The organism is Fulvimarina endophytica (genome assembly GCF_003403015.1).
Classification (GTDB): Bacteria; Pseudomonadota; Alphaproteobacteria; order Rhizobiales; family Rhizobiaceae; genus Fulvimarina; species Fulvimarina endophytica.
This window is the reverse complement of record NZ_QURL01000001.1, coordinates 224620-245727: the sequence shown is the minus strand read 5'-3', so window position 1 is coordinate 245727 and position 21108 is coordinate 224620. Positions and strand designations below refer to the sequence as shown.

Here is a 21108-nt window from a genome sequence, read left to right as displayed (position 1 = left end):
AGACAGGCATCATGCGATTTCCGCCTTCCTTTCTCGACGATATCCGCGCCCGCGTTCCGATCTCCGAAGTCATAGGACCACGCGTGACGTGGGATCGCCGCAAATCGCGACCGGCCAAGGGGGATCACTGGGCCTGCTGCCCGTTCCATGGCGAGAATTCGCCTTCCTTCCACTGCGAGGACGATAAGGGTCGCTATCACTGCTTCGGCTGCGGTGCATCGGGCGATCACTTCAAGTTCCTCATCGAGAACGAGGGCGTGAGCTTTCCCGAGGCGGTGGAGCGTTTGGCGGGGATGGCGGGCCTTGCCATGCCGGCGCGCGATCCGCAGGCCGAGCAACGCCAGGAACGGCGCGCGACGCTTCTCGACGCATTGCGCCTCGCGGCCGAATTCTTTCGCGAGCGGCTTCAGGACAACGAAGGGGCGAAAGCCCGGGGCTATCTCAGGGATCGCGGTCTCAATCCGTCCATCCAGAAGCGGTTCGGCCTCGGCTACGCACCGGACAGCCGCAACCGGCTCAAGGAGCATCTGGCGTCCAAAGGCGTCGGCAAGGCCGAGATCGAGGCGGCAGGCCTCGTCGTCTATGGACCGGAGATCGCCGTTTCCTACGACCGGTTCCGCGACCGGATCATGTTTCCGATTCTCGACGCATCCGAACGATGTGTCGCATTCGGCGGGCGTGCGATGTCCTCCCAGGCCCAGGCGAAATATCTGAACTCGCCGGAGACCGATCTCTTCCACAAGGGGACCATGCTCTACAATCTGGCAGCCGCAAGGCGAGCGGCCAAGAGCGCTGAGACCCTCCTCGTGGTCGAGGGCTATATGGATGTCATCGCCCTCGCCCAGGCCGGCTTCGACCACGCCGTCGCACCCCTCGGCACGGCGTTGACCGAGAACCAGATCGAGCTCCTCTGGCGCACGGCGCCCGAACCGTTGCTTTGCTTCGACGGCGATAGCGCTGGCCTTAAGGCGGCTCATCGCGCCGCCGAAGTCGCGCTGCCAATGCTGAAGCCCGGCCGATCGCTGCGCTTTGCGCTCCTGCCGGAAGGCAAGGACCCGGACGATCTCGTCAAGGAAGGCGGAGCGGACGCCTTCCGGGACGTCCTGTCCCAGGCGCGGCCTCTCTCCGACATGGTCTGGTCGCGCGAAACCGCCGGTTCGACCTTCGAGACGCCGGAAGCGCGCGCGGATCTCGAACACCGGCTCAAGCAGCTGACCGGCCAGATCGGCGACGAGAGCGTGCGGCGCCATTACGGCCAGGACATGCGCCAACGTCTGTTCGCCTTCTTCGGTGGCGGATCGACGCAGCGGGGCCAGCAGGGCGGCGGTTCGGGCGGGCGCGGGGGCAAGGGCTCGGACGGCCGCTATCCCTCCGGGGCCGGCATGCGCCCTTCGATCTCCGAGCGCCTCGCCCGCTCGAGCCTCCTGCGCCCGACCGGCGGCCCGGCCCCGTCCCTGCGCGAAATCGCCATCGTCGTCGGCTTCGTGAACCATCCGCCGCTGATGCAGGAGGCCTTCGACTATTTCGCCGATCTGGAGATCGAGGCACCCGATCTCGCACGCCTGCGGGGATCGGTTCTCGACGTCTACGCCGAAAGCGCGCCCCAGGACCGCGAACTCATTCTGGAGGGATTGAAACGGGCGGGCACGATCGACATCTTCGATCTCTACGAGACGAAGGCGCGGATGGTGCGCCTGTGGCCCGTCCTCGCCGACGCCGCGCCCGACGATGCGAGGGAGGCCCTGCGCCAGGCCTTGAACCTGCAGCACCGTTTCAAGGCGTTGTCTCGCGAACTGAAGCAGGCCGAACAGATGCTCGGAGAGGAGCCGACGGAAGGCACCTACGAGCATATGAGGGCGGTGAAGGCGGAGATCGAAAGGCTCGAAACCGTGGAAGCTCTGGTGGACGGCTTCGGCATCTTGTCCGGCCGGGCCGTCAAGACCATGTAGATGCTGACGAAACCCGTGTCACACAGGCCACAGCCGGCCGCGGAGTTTCTTCGGGCGGCTCGCACGGACATGCTCGCGGCAAGTCACGGGTTTTAATCATTGCCAATCGGCGACTCGGCGCACATATACCACCGAATAACGCTCACGTGATGGACAAGTCCCTTTAGACGCGACGGCGTGTCACCGAAATGGACATCGGCAGACGGCACGGCGCCGAGGGAACTCGGACGACACGATAGATCTTGCAAGAGGGTGCGGCTCCGGCGGCCGCCCCGGAGCGGCACTGAATACGCGGGTGGCGACACCCGAAACCGGAGAATGAAGCCTATGGCGACAAAGGTCAAAGAAAAAGAAGCCCCGGTGGACGAGCGCGCCGAGGCCGCGACCGACGGGCCTTTGCTGGACCTTTCGGATGACGCCGTCAAGAAGATGATCAAGGCCGCCAAGAAGCGCGGCTTCGTGACGATGGACAAGCTCAACTCGATGCTGTCCTCGAACGACGTCACCTCCGATCAGGTCGAGGACCTGATGGCGATGTTGAACGACATGGGCATCAACGTCGTCGAGGACGACGAAGAAGGCGAGTCCGACAACGATAACGACAACGACGATTCCAATTCGTCCTCGTCGACGGACATCACCGAGACCGGCAAGACCCAGCTCGCCACGACAGAAAAGAAGACCTCGAACGATCGCACCGACGATCCCGTCCGCATGTATCTGCGCGAGATGGGCTCGGTCGAACTGCTCTCGCGCGAGGGCGAGATCGCGATCGCCAAGCGGATCGAGGCCGGCCGCGAGACGATGATCGCGGGGCTCTGCGAGAGCCCGCTGACCTTCCAGGCGATCATCATCTGGCGCGACGAGTTGAACGAGGACAACATCCTCCTGCGCGACATCGTCGACCTCGAGGCGACCTATGCCGGGCCAGAGGCCAAGGCGCTCGCCGCGAAGACGAACGAGGACGGAACGGAGACCGGAGCGCCGAAGGAGACGCGTCCGGGCGAAGCGCGTCCCGTGGGCAGCGAGGAAGAGGACGAGGACGAGGACGACGAGAACAATCTCTCCCTCGCCGCCATGGAGGCGGAGATCCGGCCCAAGGTCATGGAGACCTTCGACCTCATCGCCAACACCTATTTCCGCTTGCGCAAGCTTCAGGACCAGCAGGTCGAGAACCGTCTCCAGGCCTCCGGCGACCTCTCGCCCTCGCAGGAGAAGTCCTATCGCAAGCTGAAGGAGGATCTCGTCGCGGCGGTGAAGGGGCTCTCCCTCAACCAGAACCGCATCGATGCTCTCGTCGAGCAGCTCTACGACATCAACAAGCGGCTCGTCGGCAACGAGGGCAAGCTCCTGCGGCTCGGCGAGGCGCACGGCGTGAAGCGCGACGAGTTCCTGCGCGAATATCAGGGCTCGGAACTCGATCCGAACTGGACGCGGCGCGTCGCCAATCTGTCCGGCAAGGGCTGGCTCTCCTTCGTCCAGAAGGACAAGGAGAAGATCCAGCGTCTGCGCACGGAGATCCAGCATCTGGCGACCGAGACCGGCCTCGAGATCACCGAGTTCCGCCGCATCGTGCACATGGTGCAGAAGGGTGAGCGCGAGGCCCGTCAGGCCAAGAAGGAGATGGTCGAGGCGAATCTGCGCCTCGTCATCTCGATCGCGAAGAAATACACCAATCGCGGCCTTCAGTTCCTGGACCTCATCCAGGAAGGCAATATCGGCCTCATGAAGGCGGTCGATAAGTTCGAATACCGCCGCGGCTACAAGTTCTCGACCTATGCGACGTGGTGGATTCGGCAGGCGATCACCCGTTCGATCGCCGATCAGGCGCGCACCATCCGCATTCCGGTGCACATGATCGAGACGATCAACAAGATCGTTCGCACCTCGCGCCAGATGCTGCACGAGATCGGCCGCGAGCCGACCCCGGAAGAACTGGCCGAGAAGCTCGCGATGCCGCTCGAAAAGGTCCGCAAGGTCCTGAAGATCGCCAAGGAGCCGATCTCCCTCGAAACGCCGGTGGGCGACGAGGAGGATTCGCATCTCGGCGATTTCATCGAGGACAAGAACGCGATCCTCCCGATCGACGCGGCCATCCAGGGCAATCTTCGCGAGACGACGACCCGGGTTCTCGCATCGCTCACGCCGCGCGAGGAACGCGTTCTGCGCATGCGCTTCGGCATCGGCATGAACACCGACCACACCCTCGAAGAGGTCGGCCAGCAGTTCTCGGTGACGCGCGAGCGCATTCGCCAGATCGAAGCCAAGGCGCTGCGCAAGCTCAAGCATCCGAGCCGCTCGCGCAAACTGCGCAGCTTCCTCGACAGCTGATACCTCTGATACACCTCTTTCAGTCCAGGCCGGCGACCCTCGGGTCGCCGGCCTTTTTCGTGTTTCCGTCGATGAGAGCGACCGGCCCTGCGGGCGGGTAGGGTTGGGGGCGGACGACTGGTCGAACGACGATCGGTACCGATATGTCCGGATGAGGGCCGCTCAGCCCCACGACATCCTGCTCGCAAAGGGAGGCGACATGTCTTTTCTCAAGCGCCTGTTCGGCAACGGCTCGAAGGCGGAGGCTCCCGCCGAAGCGACGGGAGATCCGATCGCCTATGAGGGCTTTTCCATCATCCCCTCCCCGATGCCGGAGAACGGACAATTCCGCCTGTCGGCCCTGATCGAGCGGGAGATCGACGGCGAACGACGGAGCCATCGGCTGATCCGGGCCGATGTCTTCCCGTCCAAGGACGCGGCGAGCGAAGCTGCGGTGCAGAAAGCCCGGCGCCTGATCGACGAGCAGGGCATCCGCCTCTTCCAATAGCGGGCCGATCGGCGAGAGATGGCCCGGATCAAGGGGCGATCATGGCCTATCGAGGGGTGCTTCTCGACGCTGGGCAAAAGCTGATCCTGCCCCCTTCCCCCGCAAAGCTCTTGTCCCTATAAGGCGGTCTCAGCCTGACCAGATATCGCCCGACCCCGCCGATGCGCTCGACAAGCCTTCGGTGAGGCTTTTTGCGCGACACGATGAAGCGGAAGACGCCATGCCCAAACGCACCGACATCAAATCGATCCTCATCATCGGCGCGGGGCCCATCATTATCGGGCAGGCCTGCGAATTCGACTATTCGGGCACCCAGGCCTGCAAGGCCCTGAAGGCGGAAGGCTTCCGGATCATCCTGGTCAACTCGAACCCGGCGACGATCATGACCGATCCCGATCTCGCCGATGCCACCTATATCGAGCCGATCACGCCCGAAGTTGTCGCCAAGATCATCGAGAAGGAGCGGCCGGACGCGCTGCTGCCCACCATGGGCGGACAGACGGCCCTCAACACCGCCCTCTCGCTGCAGCGCATGGGAACGCTCGAGCGCTACAATGTGGAGATGATCGGCGCCAATGCCGAGGCGATCGACAAGGCCGAGGACCGCGCCCTCTTCCGCGAGGCGATGGCGAAGATCGGGCTGGAGACGCCGCGCTCCGTTCTCGCCAATGCCGCCGGGCCGAAGGGCGAGGACCGCAAGGCGCACGAGGAGCGGCGGGCCGCGATCCGTGCGCTCCTCAGCGACGAGGACGAGCGCAACGCCGAACTCGACAAGCTGGAGACGGCCTGGCAGCTCGGCAATTCGGATCGCAAGCAGCGCTACATGACCCACGCGCTCGCGGCAGCCGCCCAGGCGCTCGACGAAGTGGGCCTGCCGGCGATCATCCGTCCCTCCTTCACCCTCGGCGGCACCGGCGGCGGTATCGCCTATAATCGCCAGGAATTCTTCGAGATCGTCGAGACCGGCCTCGACGCCTCGCCCACGACGGAAGTCCTGATCGAGGAGTCCGTTCTCGGTTGGAAGGAATACGAGATGGAGGTGGTCCGCGACCGGGCGGACAATTGCATCATCATCTGCTCGATCGAGAACGTCGATCCGATGGGCGTCCATACCGGCGATTCGATCACCGTCGCGCCGGCGCTCACGCTGACCGACAAGGAATACCAGATCATGCGCAACGCCTCGATCGCGGTTCTGCGCGAGATCGGGGTGGAGACCGGCGGCTCGAACGTCCAGTTCGCCGTGAATCCGGAGAACGGCCGGCTGGTCGTCATCGAGATGAACCCGCGCGTCTCGCGCTCCTCCGCGCTCGCCTCCAAGGCGACCGGCTTCCCCATCGCCAAGGTCGCGGCCAAGCTTGCGGTCGGCTACACGCTGGACGAGCTCGAAAACGACATCACCGGCGGCGCGACGCCCGCCTCCTTCGAACCCTCGATCGATTACGTCGTCACCAAGATCCCGCGCTTCGCCTTCGAGAAGTTCCCGGGCGCCGAACCGACGCTCACGACTGCGATGAAGTCGGTCGGCGAGGTCATGGCGATCGGCCGCACCTTCGCCGAATCGCTGCAGAAGGCGCTTCGCGGCCTGGAGACGGGCCTGACGGGTCTCGACGAGATCGCGATCCCCGGCGCCGGAGAAGGCGACGATCTCAACGCCATCCGGGCCGCGCTCGGAACGCCGACACCGGACCGGCTGCTGATGGTCGCCCAGGCGATGCGGATGGGCCTCGACGACGAGGAGATCCACGCGGCCTGCCGGATCGATCGCTGGTTCCTCGCGCGCATCCGCGCCATCATCGATCTGGAAGCGCGCGTGCGCGAGCACGGCCTGCCTCAGGACGAGGACAATCTGCGCTTCCTGAAGGCGTCCGGTTTCTCGGACGCGCGTCTTGCGACCCTTGCCGGCATCTCGGAGATCGAAGTCGCCGATCTGCGCCGCTCGCTTGCCGTCCATCCCGTCTTCAAGCGGATCGACACTTGCGCCGCCGAGTTCGCCTCGCCGACGCCCTACATGTACTCGACCTATGAACGGCCCTTCGCGGGCGCTCCGCGCTCGGAGGCCGAGGTCACGGATGCGCGCAAGGTCGTCATTCTGGGCGGGGGTCCGAACCGGATCGGCCAGGGCATCGAGTTCGATTACTGCTGCTGCCACGCGGCCTTCGCGCTCGCCGATGCCGGCTACGAATCGATCATGATCAACTGCAATCCGGAGACGGTCTCGACCGACTACGACACCTCCGATCGGCTCTATTTCGAGCCGCTGACCGCCGAGGACGTTCTCGAGATCCTGCGGGCCGAACAGACCAAGGGCACGCTGCACGGCGTGATCGTGCAGTTCGGCGGCCAGACGCCTCTCAAGCTCGCAGAGGCGCTGGAAGCCGCAGGCATCCCGATCCTCGGCACCTCCCCGGACGCGATCGACCTTGCCGAGGACCGGGACCGGTTCCAGCAGCTTCTCCACAAGCTCGAACTGAAGCAGCCGAACAACGGCATCGCCCGCTCCTTCGAGGAGGCCAAGGCGATCATCGACCGGATCGGCTATCCGGTCGTCATCCGCCCCTCCTACGTGCTGGGTGGTCGGGCCATGGAGATCGTGCGCGGCGATCACCAGTTCGAGCGCTACATGCGCGAGGCGGTCGTCGTGTCCGGAAAGTCCCCGGTCCTCATCGACGGCTATCTCAAGGATGCGATCGAGGTGGATGTCGACTGCTTGTGCGACGGGGAGACCACCTATGTCGCCGGCATCATGGAGCATATCGAGGAGGCTGGCATTCATTCGGGCGACTCGGCCTGTTCGCTGCCGGTCCACTCCCTGTCGAAGGCGACGACCGACGAACTGGAGCGCCAGACCCGTGCCATGGCCATCGCGCTCAAGGTCGGCGGCCTCATGAACGTCCAGTTCGCCATTCAGGGCGACGAGATCTTCGTTCTCGAAGTCAATCCGCGCGCGTCGCGCACGGTGCCCTTCGTCGCCAAGGCCATCGGCCGGCCGATCGCCAAGATCGCCGCGCGCGTCATGGCCGGCGAGACGCTGGACGAGGCGTTCGCTGCCTATGGCGACCGTCCCGACCCGACGAAGCTGAAGCATATCGCCGTTAAGGAAGCGGTGTTCCCCTTCTCGCGGTTCCAGAACGTCGACACTCTCCTCGGACCGGAAATGCGTTCGACCGGCGAGGTGATGGGCCTTGCGGACGACTACGCCCTCGCCTTCGCCAAGAGCCAGCTCGGCGCGGGGGTCGATCTTCCGCGCGAAGGCACGGTCTTCGTTTCGGTCAAGGACAGTGACAAGGAGCGTGTGCTTCCGACGATCCGCCGGCTGAGCGAGATGGGCTTCTCGGTGATGGCGACCGGCGGCACGCAGCGCTTCCTCATCGAAAACGGGATCGAGGCCGTCCGGGTGAACAAGGTGCTCGAAGGCCGTCCGCATATCGAGGACGCGATGCGCAACCGTCAGGTCCAGATCGTGTTCAACACGACCGAAGGGGCAAAGGCGCTCTCCGATTCGCTCTCGCTTCGCCGCGCCGCGCTCATCCACAAGCTTCCGTATTATACGACGCTTGCCGGCATGGAGGCGGCCTCGCGGGCGGTCAGTGCACTCAAGACGGGAAATCTTGAAGTTCGTCCGCTTCAATCGTATTTTACCGCATCCTGAGAACACGCATCAGGCGAAGGCCCTTCACGGACAAGGCCTTGGTGAGCTTTCCTAGTCGAACAGGATGGCCGGTTGCCGGGTGATTGCGATCGCCGGGTCCGGCAACTCTTTGTATTCCCGGAACTGCCGCTCAACCCGGCCGGCACCGGCACGAACGATAAGAAGACGCGCCGAAGCTTTTAAAGCCGGCCGTTTGAGAAAGTGGAGACCAGCATGCAGAAGGTCCCGATGACGACCCGCGGGTTCGAGACCCTGAAGGAGGAACTGCGCCGCCGCCAGCAGGAGGAGCGGCCGCGGATCATCCAGGCGATCTCGGAGGCCCGCGCCCATGGCGATCTGTCGGAGAACGCCGAATATCATGCCGCCAAGGAGAGCCAGAGCCTCAATGAGGGCCGGATCTCCGAACTCGAGGACTACACGGCCCGCGCAGAGGTGATCGACGTCGCCAAGATGTCCGGCGACAAGGTCAAGTTCGGCGCCACGGTGAAGCTCGTCGACGACGAGAGCGAGGAAGAGCGCGTGTTCCAGATCGTCGGAGACCAGGAAGCCGACGTGAAGGAAGGCCGGATCTCGATCTCCTCGCCGATTGCGCGCGCCCTGATCGGCAAGCAGGAAGGCGATACGGTCGAGGTCGCGGCCCCCGGTGGCGCCAGATCCTACGAGATCCTCGAAGTCATCTGGCGCTAGACCGGCCGTCGAGGGAAGCGGGATATGGGCGCGCCCGGCATAGTCCAGATGCCCGGAGCGGGCCGCATGTCGCGCATGGGGGATGAGCCGGGAGGCGTGATCCACGCTTTCGGCTCATCGCCTGCGGCTGCGCACCCGAACGGATCGACACTCCCATGAGCCAGGAACGCCCGAACGTGCGTCAGGTCGCCGTCGTCGCGCCGAATTTCAAGAAACGCCTGTCCGGCGTCACCTCGACCATCGTCCAGCTTCTGCCGATCATGGCAAGGCGGCTTTCGATCGCGAGCATGGGGCCGGACGTCCTTCCCGCAAACGTGCCCCGCCTTCCCTTTTCCTCGCTTCTCGGCTTCTGGTCGAAGCCCGTCGGGCAGCCGTTCCGCATCTGGCATGCGCGCCGAAACATCGAGATGCTGCCCGGTATCGTGATGCGCGATGTCCTGCGAATGCCGATCCGCCTCGTCTTCACCTCGGCGTCGCAACGGGAGCATACGGCTTGGACCCGGCATCTGATCGCACGGATGGACGGTGTGGTCGCGACGAGCGATCTCACGGCGTCCTATCTCAAGGTGCCGAACCGGGTCATCCGGCACGGCATCGATCTCGACCGCTTCCACCCGTCCGGCGATCGGCGTGCCTCGAAGACGCAATGCGGGCTCGACCCGGACATGAAGACGGTCGGCTGCTTCGGGCGCATCCGGCACCAGAAGGGCACCGATCTTTTCGTCGATGCGATGATCTCCCTCCTTCCCGGCAGGCCCGGCTGGAACGCCATCGTCGCGGGGCGCGCCACGGAGGAACACAGGTCGTTTCTCGCCGGGCTGAAGCGACGGGTCGCGGAAGCGGGGCTTTCCGATCGCATCCTCTTCGTTGGAGAACACGACGCCATCGCGCCATGGTACCGGGCGCTGGACCTCTTCGTCGCGCCCCAGCGCTGGGAAGGTTTCGGACTGACGCCCCTCGAGGCGATGGCGAGCGCCGTTCCCGTCGTCGCGACAAGGGTCGGCGCCTTCCCCGAACTCATCCTCGACGGCCGCACGGGCAGGCTCGTCGAGCGCGACCGAATCGGCGCGATCGTCGACGGCCTGCGGCCGTTCCTCGACGACGAAGCGATGCGGGAGGAATGCGGACGTGCGGCGCACGCCCATGTGAGCCGGCACTTTCCGCTCTCGGGCGAGGTCGACGCGCTGATCGGCGTCTATGAGGATATCTGGGCCGGCCGCAGCTTGAACGGCTGACGGGCCGCTCCCGCCGATCCGACTTGCGCAGAACAAAGCGGACATCCGTGCGTCATTCGTCGGCAGAAAATTCCGACAGATCGATGCGCGGCTTGCGAAATTCATAGAAACTTCCGCGCCCGAGATGCAGCGGAACGAACCGAAGCTGCGTGAGGAACCGGCGCCAGGCGAAGATCCAGTTCTCCGGCTTGCTCATCGCGGCAGGGGGCGGCTGATGGATTTGTCTCGTCGTCTCGATGCCGGGATCGCGCCCTTCGGCCTCGAGAACGACGGCCTGGATGGCGAGGGCCGGCTCTACCTGTGCGATCTCCACCCGCCCGAAGGCAAACATGAAGGCGTCCGAAGGGCCCGATGCGGTCTCGAGCGCCGCAAGGAGCTTTCCGGCGCCCTGCGGGGAGACGACATAGGCCCCCGATCCGGATTTGTCGCGAACCACGTCGATGAGATCGCCGGCGCCCGCATATCGACGGAAGAATTTCCGGCGCCCGCAATATTCCAAGTTGATCAGGTCGTAGCCTCGAAGATCGCGCGAGAGAAATTCCGGCAGCCGCGGCGAAAGCAGGGCGTCGTCCTCGAAGACCGCGAGGGGCGCGTCGGTCTCGACGGCTTTCCGCCAGAGGCTCGCATGGGAGAGAAGAAGCGCGATCTCCACCCGGGCGAGTGGTCGCTCCCAGCGGTTGGACAAGGCGGCGAAGCGTGCCTCGCCGACATCGTCCGCGGACACGGCCGGGAACCGTTCGAGCTTCAGTCCGACACGCTGCGCCTGGCGTTCCATGAACGCCCGTCGCTCGGCTGCGCGATCGAGATTGATGTAGGAGGCTGCGATCACGATCCGATCAGTCCTTCCAGGTGGCGGGGAAGAGGAGGATCAGCACGGTCACCAGTTCGAGCCGTCCGAGCAGCATGATGGCCGACAACGTCCAAAGAGCGCCTTCGGGCAGCGAGGAGAAGTTGCCAGCAGGCCCGATCACCTGACCGAAACCCGGCCCGACATTGGCGATGGCGGTCAAGGCTCCCGAAAAGGCCGTGATGAGGTCGAGACCGTGCATGGTGAGGATCACGGTTCCCAGCAGCAGGGTTCCGAAGAAGAGAAAGAAGTAGATGGTGACGGTCTGGACGCCTTCCGGGGCGATGTCGGTATTGCCGTAGCGCAGACGGATGACCGCATGTGGCCGCACCAGCCGCCGGAAGTTCGCCTTGACGATTTGGAAGAGAATGTAGAGCCGGTTCGCCTTGATGCCGCCGGTGGTCGAGCCGGCGCAGCCCCCGAGAAAGGTGGCGAGAAAGAACACGCCGATCGCCGCATTCGACCAGAGGGTGTAATCCTCCGAGGCATAACCTGTCGTGGTGATGATGGAGACGAGGTTGAAGGCGGAGCTGACGACGGCCTCGATGAAGGGGGTCTCGTTGATGAGCCTGCGGGTGATCGCGATCGTCAGGCTGAGGACGAGGCAGGTGAGGAGGAACAGCTTGATCTGCGGATCGCGCCACAGGTGGAACCGGCGCGGCAGGAAGGCCCTGATATAGATGACGAAGGGCATCGCGCCGAGAATCATGAAGAGCGTCGCCGTCGCGAGGATGCGGTTGTCGTCGAAATAGCCCATCGAAAGATCGTGGGTCGAATAGCCGGCCGTCGCGACGGTCGTCATCGCATGGTTGACCGCATCGAAGAAGCTCATTCCGAGCCCTGCATAGGCGACGGTACAGAGCACCGTCAGCACCACATAGGCGGCGACGAGACCACCGGAGAGCTGGTTCACCCGTGGCAGAACCTTGTCCGACTTGTCGGAGCTTTCCATCTGATAGAGCGCGATGCCGCCGGTGCGAAGAACCGGGAGGATGAGCAGCGCCATGCCGATGATCCCGATGCCGCCGATCCATTGCAGCAGCGAGCGCCACATCAGGATCCCGCGCGGCAGGGCGTCGAGCCCCGAGATCACGGTCGAGCCGGTCGCGGTGATCCCCGACATGGATTCGAAGAAGGCGCCGGCGAGCGTCAGCTCGAAGGAGGCGAAATAGAGCGGGATCGTGCCCACCACCGCTCCGAAGATCCAGACCGAGGTGACGATCAGAAAGCCGAGGCGTTGGGTGAATCGAGGCCGATCGCCTCTCGTGGCGACATAGACGAGAGCGCAGACCATCGCGGTCAGGGCACCCGAACCGACGAAGACCTTCCAGTCGTCGTTCTTGTCGGCGATGTCGACAAGGGCCGGAATCATCATCGTGGCGGCAAGAGCCAGACCGAAACTCGACGTCACATTGGCGATCGTCCTGAAGATGTGGCGCCCCCTCGAACACGTTTGTCATAGCGTCGAGCGAGCGACCGCTGCGCCGGCGACGCTAGTTCGAGCGCCCGACAGCATTCGATAGCGAGTGTCGAAAGGCGCGGCAACGCTTGGCTCGAACGCAGGACGGCAGATGTTGCCGCGCTGCATGCGGAAGACATCGGCATGCGGGGCAGGCACCGAGCCTCAATCGGCCCAGGTCGCCGGAAAGAGAAGGATCAGCACGGTCACGAGTTCGAGGCGGCCGAGAAGCATCGTGGCCGACAGAACCCAAAGGGCTCCGTCCGGCAGGGTCGAGAAGTTTCCGGCGGGACCGATGACCTGTCCGATGCCGGGTCCGACATTGGTGAGGGCTGTGAGGGTTCCGGAGAATGCGGTGTCGAAATCGAGCCCGAAGATGCTGAGGATCACGGTGCCGACCATCAGGGTTCCGAAGAACAGGAAGAAGAAGATGGTGATCGTCTGCACCTGTTCCGGCGCGATCGGGCTTGCGCCGTAGTTCAGGCGGATGACGGCATGGGGGCGCACCAGGCGCCGGAAGTTCGCGGCGACCAGCTTGGACAGGATGTAGAGCCGGTTCGCCTTGATGCCGCCTGCCGTCGATCCCGCGCAGCCTCCGAGAAAGGTCGCGAAGATGATCAGTCCCACCGCCGCATTGGACCAAAGCGTGTAGTCGTCCGAGGCATAACCCGTCGTCGTGATGACCGAGACGAGGTTGAAGGCCGAGGAGACGAAGGCTTCTTCGACGGAGGTGTCGTTGATCACCCGGCGCGTGATGGCGATGGCGACGCTGAGGACGACGCAGGTGCAGAGGAACAGCATGATCTGGGGATCGTGCCAGAGCTGGAACCGGCGCGGCAGGAAGGCGCGGATATAAAGAACGAACGGCAGGGAGCCGAGCACCATGAAGACGATGGAGGCAACGAGAATGCGATCGTCGTCGAAGAAGCCCATGGAGGCATCGTGCGTGGAGAAGCCTCCCGTGGAGAGCGTCGTCATCGCATGGTTGATCGCGTCGAAGAAGCTCATTCCGAGGCCGGCATAGACCACCGTGCACATCAGCGTCAGCGCCACATAGGCCGCGACGATGCCGCCCGAGAGTTGGCCGATGCGGGGCAGAACCTTGTCCGACTTGTCCGAGCTTTCCATGTGGAACATCGCCATGCCGCCGGTGCGCAAAACCGGCAGGACCAGCAGCGCCATGCCGATGATTCCGATCCCGCCGAGCCATTGCAGAAGCGAGCGCCACAGGAGAATGCCGCGCGGCATCGCGTCGAGACCGGAAAGCACCGTGGATCCCGTGGTCGTCAGCCCCGACATGGACTCGAAGAACGCGCCCGCATAGGTCACCTCGACCGATGCGACGTAGAGCGGGATGGCGCCGACAGCGGCGGCGAAGATCCAGACCGAGGTGACGATCAGGAAGCCGAGCCGCTGGGTGAAGCGCGGCCGCTCGCCATGGGTGGCGGCGGAGATCAGTGCGCAGATGATCGCGATGAGGATGCCGGAGCCGACAAAGACCTTCCAGTCCTGATTCTTGTCCGAAATGTCGACGAGAGCGGGGATCAGCATGGAGCCGGCGAGCACCAGACCGAAATTCGAAGTGACGTTCGCGATTGTCCTGATCACGGCGAGAGTGTCCCGTAGAGCATCCGTTCGAAGATCCGGCGCACGCGACGACCTCGAACGGATCGCCGATCCCGGGTGGCACTCGCCATAGGCCCATTGGTGCGTCTTGAACAGTGCGCGGAAAAGCACATTCGAGGCGAACAAACCCTTCAAGTTGCGAGGCTTCGCCGGCTCCTTTATTGAAGCCAGCGTCCGGGCGGGCCATTTGCGGTGCGTGGACCGATAGCCAATCGAGAGGAGCCGCCATGGCCGCACGTCACTCGGAAGTTCTGATCCTCGGATCCGGCCCCGCCGGTTACACCGCCGCGATCTACGCCGCCCGCGCCATGCTGAAGCCGCTGATCATCGCCGGCCTGCAGGAAGGCGGGCAGCTGACCATCACCTCGGATGTCGAGAACTATCCCGGCTATGCGGACCCGGTGCAGGGACCGTGGATGATGGAGCAGATGAAGACGCAGGCGCTGAATGTCGGCGCCGAGATCGTCAACGACCTGATCGTGGAAGCCGATCTCGACCAGCGGCCCTTCCGCCTTACCGCCGATTCGGGCGATGTCTTCACCTGCGACGCACTGATCATCGCGACGGGCGCCCAGGCCAAGTGGCTCGGGCTCGAAAGCGAGGCGAAGTTCCAGGGCTATGGCGTGTCCGCATGCGCCACCTGCGACGGCTTCTTCTATCGCGGCAAGGACGTGGTGGTGGTCGGCGGCGGCAATACGGCCGTCGAGGAGGCCCTTTACCTGTCGAACATCGCGCGGTCCGTCACGCTCGTCCACCGCCGTGAGGAACTGCGCGCCGAGCGCATTCTCCAGGATCGCCTGTTCGCGGCCGAAAACATCCATACGCGATGGAACGGCGAGATCGAGGAGATCCTCGGTGTCGATAAGCCGATGCGCTCTGTCACCGGTGTGCGGATCAAGGATACTCGGACCGGCGAGAGCGAGGATATGAACGCGGACGGCGTGTTCATCGCGATCGGCCATTCGCCGGCCGTCGAGCTCTTCGAGGGCAAGCTGAAGCAGAAGGCCTCGGGCTATCTCTGGGTGGAGCCAGGCACGGTGCGCACATCCATCGAAGGTGTCTACGCCGCCGGCGACGTTGCCGACGATACCTGGCGCCAGGCGGTGACCGCCGCCGGAATGGGATGCATGGCGGCGCTCGATGCCGAACGCTGGCTGCAGGCCCGGGCGATGGAAACGGTGCGCGCTGCCGCCGAATGAGGCTGGACCCGGACTCGGCGATTTGCCATTGTGCAGTGCAGCATTAACTGACGGATCAACCAGGCGGAACAGAGCGGAACAGGATCATGGCCCTCGACTGGGACAAACTGCGGATCTTCCACGCAGCAGCCGAGGCCGGTTCCTTCACCCGCGCGTCGGAATACCTCGGATTGAGCCAGTCGGCCATCAGCCGTCAGGTGGCGGCGCTTGAAGGCGAGGTCGGCGTTCCCCTCTTCCATCGCCACGCCCGTGGCCTCGTGCTCTCGGAGCAGGGAGAGATGCTGTTCGGAACGGCGAACGACGTTCTGCAGCGGCTCGAGGCCGTGCGCATGCAACTCACCGAGACCAAGGAGAAGCCCAGCGGCAAGCTGCGCGTGACGACGACGGTGGGTCTCGGGTCGGGATGGCTGACCGAGCGGTCCAAGGAATTTCTCGAACTCTATCCCGAGATCGAACTGCAGCTGATGTTCGATAACGAGGAGATCGACCTGACTATGCGCCGGGCGGATGCCGCGATCCGCCTGCGCCAGCCGCAGCAGCCCGATCTCATCCAGCGTCGGCTCTTCACGGTGCACCTGCATGTCTATGCTGCGCCGAGCTACATCTCGCGGTTCGGAACACCGCAGACGATCGAGGAACTGGACCAGCACCGGATCATCACCTTCGGCGAACCGGCTCCGCCCTATCTGCGCAATCTGAACACGCTGGAGACCATTGGGAGGGAAACGGGACAGCCGCGCTCCCCGATCCTCCAGATCAACAATCTCATTGCCATCCGCTCCGCGATCGAGAGCGGCATCGGCCTCGGGCTCCTGCCCGACTACATGATCGACCAGCGCACGAAGCTGGTCCAGATCCTGCCCGAGATCGAGATGCCGACCTTCGACACCTTCCTCTGCTATCCCGATGAATTGCGCAATTCGGCAAAGCTGAAGGTGTTCCGCGACTTCCTGATCTCCAAGTCGCGAACCTGGGCATTCTGATCGGGCGCAGATCCGCGCCCGAGATGATCGGCATGTTCGGGAACCATTCCGGCCTTTACGGCGTCCCTCGCATATGGATCCACAGACCCAATTCTTTCCGATGCTTGGCAGATACCCTGTCAGCCTCGATGCCTGCGGTCTGCCGAACCGGATCGTGGCGATCGCCGACATTCACGGCATGTCCCGGCATTTCGACCGACTGATCGACGGCGTATCAGCGATCGAAGGCTTCGGTGACGCGGCGTTCTACATCCTCGGCGATCTCGTCGATCGGGGTCCCGACAGCCGGGGCGTGATGGACAGAACCTGCGACTTGCTGAACCGCCGCGAAGGATCGCGCCTCGTCATCGGCAATCACGATCTCTGGTTTCGCCGATTTCTGTCCGCCGAGATGGACGAGGCCGACTATGCGCACTGGCTCGACCAAGGAGGCTCCGAAACGCTTTCCAGCTACGACGTCGCGTCGATCCGGGACAGGTTGGCTGCGCGCGAGCACGTCCTTCGGGTGTCGCCCGGCCATCTGGAGCTGATCGAGGCGGCGCATCCAATCATCATCGCAGGTGATTTCGCCTTCGTCCATGCCGGGATCGATCCGCGAAGATCCGTCTTCGAGCAGACGGACCACGATTGCGCATGGATCAGGGCACCGTTCCTGAAGCATGAAGGCCGTCTCAGCCACGTGATCGTTCACGGGCATAGGCCTCAGAAGGGCGGACGGCCGGTCGTGACCGAGAACCGCATCTCGATCGATACGGCGGCCGTGTTCGGCCGGGTTCTCACTGCGGCGTTGATCGACCGGGTCGCCGGAACGATCGCCTTCGTTTCCGCAGATGAGAGGTCGGCCTTCCCGAACTCCGCGATACCGCTCGATCGGGGCTTCGGAACGGTCCTCGACCGTTTTCCCCCGCGCTGACGCATCCACTCACCCGGCGAGACTATCGGCACTCGATCGATTTCGGTCCGAACCTCCGAAGCCGGCCAGTGCCGAACGCGCCAGCAAAACGAAAAGACCCGCGCGGAAGAACCGGCGCGGGTCGAGAATGAACTTGTGTCACTCCACGTCGGAGCGACGGAATCGATCAGATCACATGCCTGCTGCGCGCTTCGCGATGCCGTCGAGACCGGCAGTGTAGATGCCGCGAATGACGTTCTCCGCGTCGGCATCCGATGCACCGTCAGCCGCGTCGAAGGAGCCCTCCCAGGCGATCGTCGAGAGGTTGTCGTTGCCGGACACGGAGATGGTGGACTCATAATCCTTCACCGGAAGCGGGCCGCTGACGATCTTGTAGGTGTAGCGCATCGCGTCGTCGTCGCGCTCGACGAGCTGCTCAACCAGTTCGCCGCCCCCGTCGAGCGTCAGCGTACGCTGAGTGGTTCCGTCGGCCTCGCTCTCCTCGCACTTCGTCACGGCCGGATGCCATTCGGCGATGGCGCAGAAATCTCCCACCGCAGACCATGTCTTTTCCGGCGTCGCGTCGACCTGCTTCGACTCGACGACCTCCAGAGCGAATGCCGGAGAGGCCAGAAGCATCGCACCGACCAGGGGCACGCAGATCTGAACCGTCTTCTTCATGATTTCCTCCTAGTTTCTGTCCTGTCGCTCGACAGCCTGTTCCTTGGAACACGGCATTATCTAACGCGGTCTCAGCTCCTCCACAGGCCCGGTCGCGTCCAAGGCGGTCGACTTTGGTCGCATACTCCCGCCGGGCACAAAAAAAGCGCCTCCGGACAAGGTCCGGAAGCGCCGTGGTGTCGATTGATCGACTGTTAGTTCTGGCTGGCGGGCGTCGTTGCCTGATCCTGCAGGACGTCAGCCTGGCCCTCGACCGCAGTGCTCTCGCTGAAGGTCGCACCCGAGCCCGGGACGAGCGGCGCATCGGCGGACGCTCCGGTCGCGGCATCGGTCGTGGTGTTGGCTTCGGTGCCCTCGGCGACGGACTGGCGCGTCTCGGCCTCCTGAGCGCGGACCCCGGCGCTGCTGCCCGGCACGATCTGGTCGGCCGAAGGTGCGGCAGCCGGATTTTCCGGACGGTTCAGGTCGACCGTGCTCTCCGCAGCGACACCTTCACGCGTGGCCGACTCGTTCATATCGATCTGAGCTTCGCTGCCCGGAACGATCGTCTGGGTCTCGGTCGTCGTCTGCGCCATCGCGGGCAGAGCGAAAGCCGAAGTGGCGGTGAACAGGGCGGCGATGGTGAGATTCTTCAACATGTCTTTTTGTCCTTTCACTCCCCTCCGGTAACGACCAGGATCGAGGAGAGACGTCCTATCTTGATGTACGTCCGACGCTCGGTTGGCTCTTGCCGTCTCACCGAGCGCGATCTTCGAGAAGAAAGACGTTTGACGGCAAACTTCGTTGCATCACGTTGTCTTGACTGTCTGTTTCGCCCGGCGCGACAATCACATGAAGGTGATAAGCCTCGCCGTCCAAGCGCTTTGGTATGGTCGACCCCGAAAATGGCGGCGCATGGGACCTTATTCCGCTGCCTGGCTAATCGTTCCGAGAGGAGCGAGAGGCTCGATGGTTTCAGTTCGCGGAGAACGTTTTCGGATGGGAGCGAGACGCCAGCTCCCGCAAAGCCCGTGCTCGATGAATGAAGTCCGGATCGGAGGCGGAGATGACAGCCTGCGCAGCGATGCGGTAGACGAGCGATGCTTGTCGACGGGATCCGGTTTCCGGTCGACGCGTCGGATGGTCCGAAGACCGTCTTCAGGTTTCGGTCCGATGCTCTGGGATGCGAATGAATGGCAGGACTGGCAACCCGTGCGAACGAAGACAGGGTCGCTCTGGGAATAGGGATGATGCTGGTCGCCTATATCGGCTTCTGCGGCATCGATACGAGCGCCAAATGGCTCGGTCTCGCAGGCCTGCCGGCGCTCCAGGTCGCGTTCATGCGATATCTCGGGCATTTCGCGATTTCCTTCGGGCTCATCGCGAAAGATGGACTGCATCCCGATCGGTTCAGATCCGAGAACTCGGGTCTCGTGATCCTACGCGCCGTGTTCCTGATGCTTTCGACGATCTCGAATTTCACGGCTTTCTACTATCTGCCGCTGACGCTCACGGCCACCATCATGTTCTCCGCGCCGATCTTCATCTGCGCGCTTTCATGGCCGATCCTCGGCGAGAAGGTGGGGCCGTGGCGCTGGGGCGCGATCGCCGTCGGCTTCGTCGGCGTGGTGGTCGCCATCGATCCTCTGCAGGAAGATTTCCACTGGGCGGTCTTCATCGCGCTGCTCGGGGCGTTCTTCGTCGCCCTCTACACGCTTTTGACTCGCAAGCTGTCAGGGACGGTCCATCCGGAGACGATGCAATTCTATAGCGGGCTGGTGGGAACGCTCGTGCTCGCGCCGTTCGCACTCTACCTCTGGATCACTCCGGAAGACTGGTGGACGACGACGATCCTGATCTGCATCGGGGGCTTCGGCTGGGCGGGCCACGAACTCCTGACGAGGGCGCATCGCTACGCGGATGCATCCGCCCTCACCCCGTTCACCTACGTGTTCCTCGTCTACATGACGATTTCGAGCATTCTCGTCTTCGGTCAGTGGCCTGAGGCCGGAACGATCGGTGGCGCGATCATCGTCGCGGGCGCCGGCATCGTGATCTGGTTCAGGGAACGGCGTCTTGCCCGGAGACGCCGCTCTCTCGACACGCCTCCGATGTAGGCGACGCGATCCTTCAGCGAGGCGTCTGGCCGGGCACGAGACCGCCGGAGGGCGTCGATGCGGCAACGGACGGCGTGACGCCGTTCACCGTCGGCAGGCCCGAAGGGGCGCCGGAGGCATCGCCGAGGCCGAAGAGGAACGGGAGACCTGCGCTGCGCGGACGCAGAACCACGCGCCCATCGGAGAGGCGCACCGGCCGGCTCCGATCCAGTTCCCGCTCCGACAGCTTGACACCGACGACGGGATAGCCCCTGCTGTTGAGCATCTCCTGTGCGCTGGACGCGGAGGCTGCGATCAAGCTCACCGATAGGGCGAGGCAAGCGGTACGAACCGTTGAGAGGCGCATCGTCGGGCTCCATTTGAACGAGGTTTATCTGGAGAGGAGACGAGTGGAGCCCGCCAAGGTTCCCGATCTCCCCTCGCCCGGCGAACCCCGGCGAAGAGCCGATCAGAACCGCGTCGGGATATCGTCGCGAACGGGCTCGCCGACATGAAGGTCGGACAGCAGCCGGTGGATCGGTTCTCGAACGTCCGCAAGGCTCGCGTTCTCGATCGCGCAGAACAGGGTGAAGAGTCGTCCCTTCGACGTCCAGAACCAGATCGGAACCGAAAGATCGCGGTTCCTCACATAGGGGCTGTAGACGCGGCGCGCGAAACCCTCACCATCGAGATCGAAGGTGATCGGATCGTCCTTCGAGGCCCATTGTCCGACCGGCAGGGATGGATCGGGCACCGTGCCGGGCCTGATCTCGTTGAGCTTCGTCCCGAGCCAGGTTTCGACCGCAAGCCAGGGCCAGACCGTCTCGCTCGTCACGTCTTCGATCTTCAGCCATCTGGCGCCGGGCGGGCGCGGCGGCGCTGCGGCATGAAGGCATGTAAATCCCCCGGCGCAGTCCTCGCCCTCGCACTTGAAGATCTGACCGACGGCCATGGTCGCATCCGCGTCCGGGCCGGCGGACCATCCTGCGACGGGGCCTGCATCAG

17 protein-coding genes are annotated in these 21108 nt (G+C 64.0%); 10 read left to right on the top strand and 7 right to left on the bottom strand.

Translation table 11 applies throughout. The features are described from left to right. Positions 1 to 11: 11 nt before the first annotated feature. The 6 genes from dnaG (at position 12) to DYI37_RS00920 (ending at position 10341) form a co-directional block, all read left to right on the top strand. A complete protein-coding gene (gene dnaG / locus DYI37_RS00945; protein ID WP_116681319.1) occupies positions 12 to 1949 on the top strand; it encodes a DNA primase in 1938 nt (645 codons plus the stop codon). Positions 1950 to 2276: 327 nt separating this feature from the next. Then, a complete protein-coding gene (gene rpoD / locus DYI37_RS00940; protein WP_116681318.1) occupies positions 2277 to 4280 on the top strand; it encodes an RNA polymerase sigma factor RpoD in 2004 nt (667 codons plus the stop codon). 199 nt (positions 4281 to 4479) lie between these two features. Beyond that, positions 4480 to 4767, top strand: coding sequence for an HlyU family transcriptional regulator (locus DYI37_RS00935; RefSeq protein ID WP_116681782.1), 288 nt, complete (start codon positions 4480 to 4482; stop codon positions 4765 to 4767). A 220-nt stretch (positions 4768 to 4987) separates the two neighbouring features. Next, positions 4988 to 8419, top strand: coding sequence for a carbamoyl-phosphate synthase large subunit (gene carB / locus DYI37_RS00930; RefSeq protein WP_116681317.1), 3432 nt, complete (start codon positions 4988 to 4990; stop codon positions 8417 to 8419). Positions 8420 to 8632: 213 nt separating this feature from the next. Beyond that, positions 8633 to 9106, top strand: a complete 474-nt coding sequence (greA, locus tag DYI37_RS00925) for a transcription elongation factor GreA (RefSeq protein ID WP_116681316.1) — start codon at positions 8633 to 8635, stop codon at positions 9104 to 9106. Between the two features lie 155 nt (positions 9107 to 9261). Continuing rightward, complete coding sequence (locus tag DYI37_RS00920) at positions 9262 to 10341, top strand: glycosyltransferase family 4 protein (protein ID WP_116681315.1); 1080 nt, start codon at positions 9262 to 9264, stop codon at positions 10339 to 10341. A 52-nt stretch (positions 10342 to 10393) separates the two neighbouring features. Here DYI37_RS00920 and DYI37_RS00915 read toward each other — a convergent pair whose 3' ends face one another. The 3 genes from DYI37_RS00915 to DYI37_RS00905 form a co-directional block, all read right to left on the bottom strand. Further along, the gene (locus DYI37_RS00915; protein WP_116681314.1) at positions 10394 to 11170 is read right to left on the bottom strand and encodes a glycosyltransferase family 25 protein; all 777 of its coding nucleotides are present in this window, start codon (positions 11168 to 11170) and stop codon (positions 10394 to 10396) included. Positions 11171 to 11177: 7 nt separating this feature from the next. Then, positions 11178 to 12563 carry a TrkH family potassium uptake protein gene (locus tag DYI37_RS00910; protein WP_116681781.1) on the bottom strand — a complete coding sequence of 462 codons (1386 nt, stop codon included), beginning with the start codon at positions 12561 to 12563 and terminating at the stop codon, positions 11178 to 11180. 249 nt (positions 12564 to 12812) lie between these two features. Continuing rightward, on the bottom strand, positions 12813 to 14198 hold the full coding sequence (locus tag DYI37_RS00905) for a TrkH family potassium uptake protein (RefSeq protein ID WP_116681780.1): 1386 nt from the start codon (positions 14196 to 14198) through the stop codon (positions 12813 to 12815). A 302-nt stretch (positions 14199 to 14500) separates the two neighbouring features. On the opposite strand from DYI37_RS00905, the gene trxB reads away from it, so the two are divergent. From trxB to DYI37_RS00890, 3 genes are all read left to right on the top strand, one after another. Further along, complete coding sequence (trxB, locus tag DYI37_RS00900) at positions 14501 to 15472, top strand: thioredoxin-disulfide reductase (protein WP_116681313.1); 972 nt, start codon at positions 14501 to 14503, stop codon at positions 15470 to 15472. An 86-nt stretch (positions 15473 to 15558) separates the two neighbouring features. Further along, entirely contained in the window at positions 15559 to 16455 is an 897-nt protein-coding gene (locus DYI37_RS00895) for a LysR family transcriptional regulator (protein WP_116681312.1), read from the top strand. Between the two features lie 100 nt (positions 16456 to 16555). Further along, positions 16556 to 17368 (top strand): metallophosphoesterase, encoded by an 813-nt coding sequence (locus tag DYI37_RS00890; RefSeq protein WP_158555050.1) that lies wholly within the window; start codon positions 16556 to 16558, stop codon positions 17366 to 17368. Between the two features lie 171 nt (positions 17369 to 17539). Here DYI37_RS00890 and DYI37_RS00885 read toward each other — a convergent pair whose 3' ends face one another. Together DYI37_RS00885 and DYI37_RS00880 are read right to left on the bottom strand one after the other, a co-directional pair. Beyond that, on the bottom strand, positions 17540 to 18028 hold the full coding sequence (locus DYI37_RS00885) for an SRPBCC family protein (protein ID WP_116681310.1): 489 nt from the start codon (positions 18026 to 18028) through the stop codon (positions 17540 to 17542). A gap of 194 nt (positions 18029 to 18222) precedes the next feature. Beyond that, positions 18223 to 18666, bottom strand: coding sequence for a hypothetical protein (locus DYI37_RS00880; protein WP_116681309.1), 444 nt, complete (start codon positions 18664 to 18666; stop codon positions 18223 to 18225). Positions 18667 to 19200: 534 nt separating this feature from the next. Between DYI37_RS00880 and DYI37_RS00875 the strand changes: the two genes are divergently transcribed. Then, entirely contained in the window at positions 19201 to 20124 is a 924-nt protein-coding gene (locus DYI37_RS00875; protein WP_116681308.1) for a DMT family transporter, read from the top strand. A gap of 13 nt (positions 20125 to 20137) precedes the next feature. On the opposite strand, the gene DYI37_RS00870 is transcribed toward DYI37_RS00875, so the two are convergent. Both DYI37_RS00870 and DYI37_RS00865 read right to left on the bottom strand, forming a co-directional pair. Then, positions 20138 to 20389 (bottom strand): hypothetical protein, encoded by a 252-nt coding sequence (locus DYI37_RS00870; protein ID WP_116681307.1) that lies wholly within the window; start codon positions 20387 to 20389, stop codon positions 20138 to 20140. 183 nt (positions 20390 to 20572) lie between these two features. Continuing rightward, positions 20573 to 21055, bottom strand: a complete 483-nt coding sequence (locus DYI37_RS00865; protein ID WP_116681306.1) for a hypothetical protein — start codon at positions 21053 to 21055, stop codon at positions 20573 to 20575. Positions 21056 to 21108 lie beyond the last annotated feature (53 nt).

What these genes read in the sequence shown, in the direction of transcription:
- dnaG (WP_116681319.1), top strand. Translation starts at nt 12, where the DNA reads ATGCGATTTCCGCCTTCCTTTCTCGACGATATCCGCGCCCGCGTTCCG.
- rpoD (WP_116681318.1), top strand. Translation starts at nt 2,277, where the DNA reads ATGGCGACAAAGGTCAAAGAAAAAGAAGCCCCGGTGGACGAGCGCGCC.
- DYI37_RS00935 (WP_116681782.1), top strand. Translation starts at nt 4,480, where the DNA reads ATGTCTTTTCTCAAGCGCCTGTTCGGCAACGGCTCGAAGGCGGAGGCT.
- carB (WP_116681317.1), top strand. Translation starts at nt 4,988, where the DNA reads ATGCCCAAACGCACCGACATCAAATCGATCCTCATCATCGGCGCGGGG.
- greA (WP_116681316.1), top strand. Translation starts at nt 8,633, where the DNA reads ATGCAGAAGGTCCCGATGACGACCCGCGGGTTCGAGACCCTGAAGGAG.
- DYI37_RS00920 (WP_116681315.1), top strand. Translation starts at nt 9,262, where the DNA reads ATGAGCCAGGAACGCCCGAACGTGCGTCAGGTCGCCGTCGTCGCGCCG.
- DYI37_RS00910 (WP_116681781.1), bottom strand. Translation starts at nt 12,563, where the DNA reads ATGATGATTCCGGCCCTTGTCGACATCGCCGACAAGAACGACGACTGG.
- DYI37_RS00905 (WP_116681780.1), bottom strand. Translation starts at nt 14,198, where the DNA reads ATGCTGATCCCCGCTCTCGTCGACATTTCGGACAAGAATCAGGACTGG.
- trxB (WP_116681313.1), top strand. Translation starts at nt 14,501, where the DNA reads ATGGCCGCACGTCACTCGGAAGTTCTGATCCTCGGATCCGGCCCCGCC.
- DYI37_RS00895 (WP_116681312.1), top strand. Translation starts at nt 15,559, where the DNA reads ATGGCCCTCGACTGGGACAAACTGCGGATCTTCCACGCAGCAGCCGAG.
- DYI37_RS00890 (WP_158555050.1), top strand. Translation starts at nt 16,556, where the DNA reads ATGCTTGGCAGATACCCTGTCAGCCTCGATGCCTGCGGTCTGCCGAAC.
- DYI37_RS00885 (WP_116681310.1), bottom strand. Translation starts at nt 18,028, where the DNA reads ATGAAGAAGACGGTTCAGATCTGCGTGCCCCTGGTCGGTGCGATGCTT.
- DYI37_RS00880 (WP_116681309.1), bottom strand. Translation starts at nt 18,666, where the DNA reads ATGTTGAAGAATCTCACCATCGCCGCCCTGTTCACCGCCACTTCGGCT.
- DYI37_RS00875 (WP_116681308.1), top strand. Translation starts at nt 19,201, where the DNA reads ATGGCAGGACTGGCAACCCGTGCGAACGAAGACAGGGTCGCTCTGGGA.
- DYI37_RS00870 (WP_116681307.1), bottom strand. Translation starts at nt 20,389, where the DNA reads ATGCTCAACAGCAGGGGCTATCCCGTCGTCGGTGTCAAGCTGTCGGAG.
- DYI37_RS00865 (WP_116681306.1), bottom strand. Translation starts at nt 21,055, where the DNA reads ATGGCCGTCGGTCAGATCTTCAAGTGCGAGGGCGAGGACTGCGCCGGG.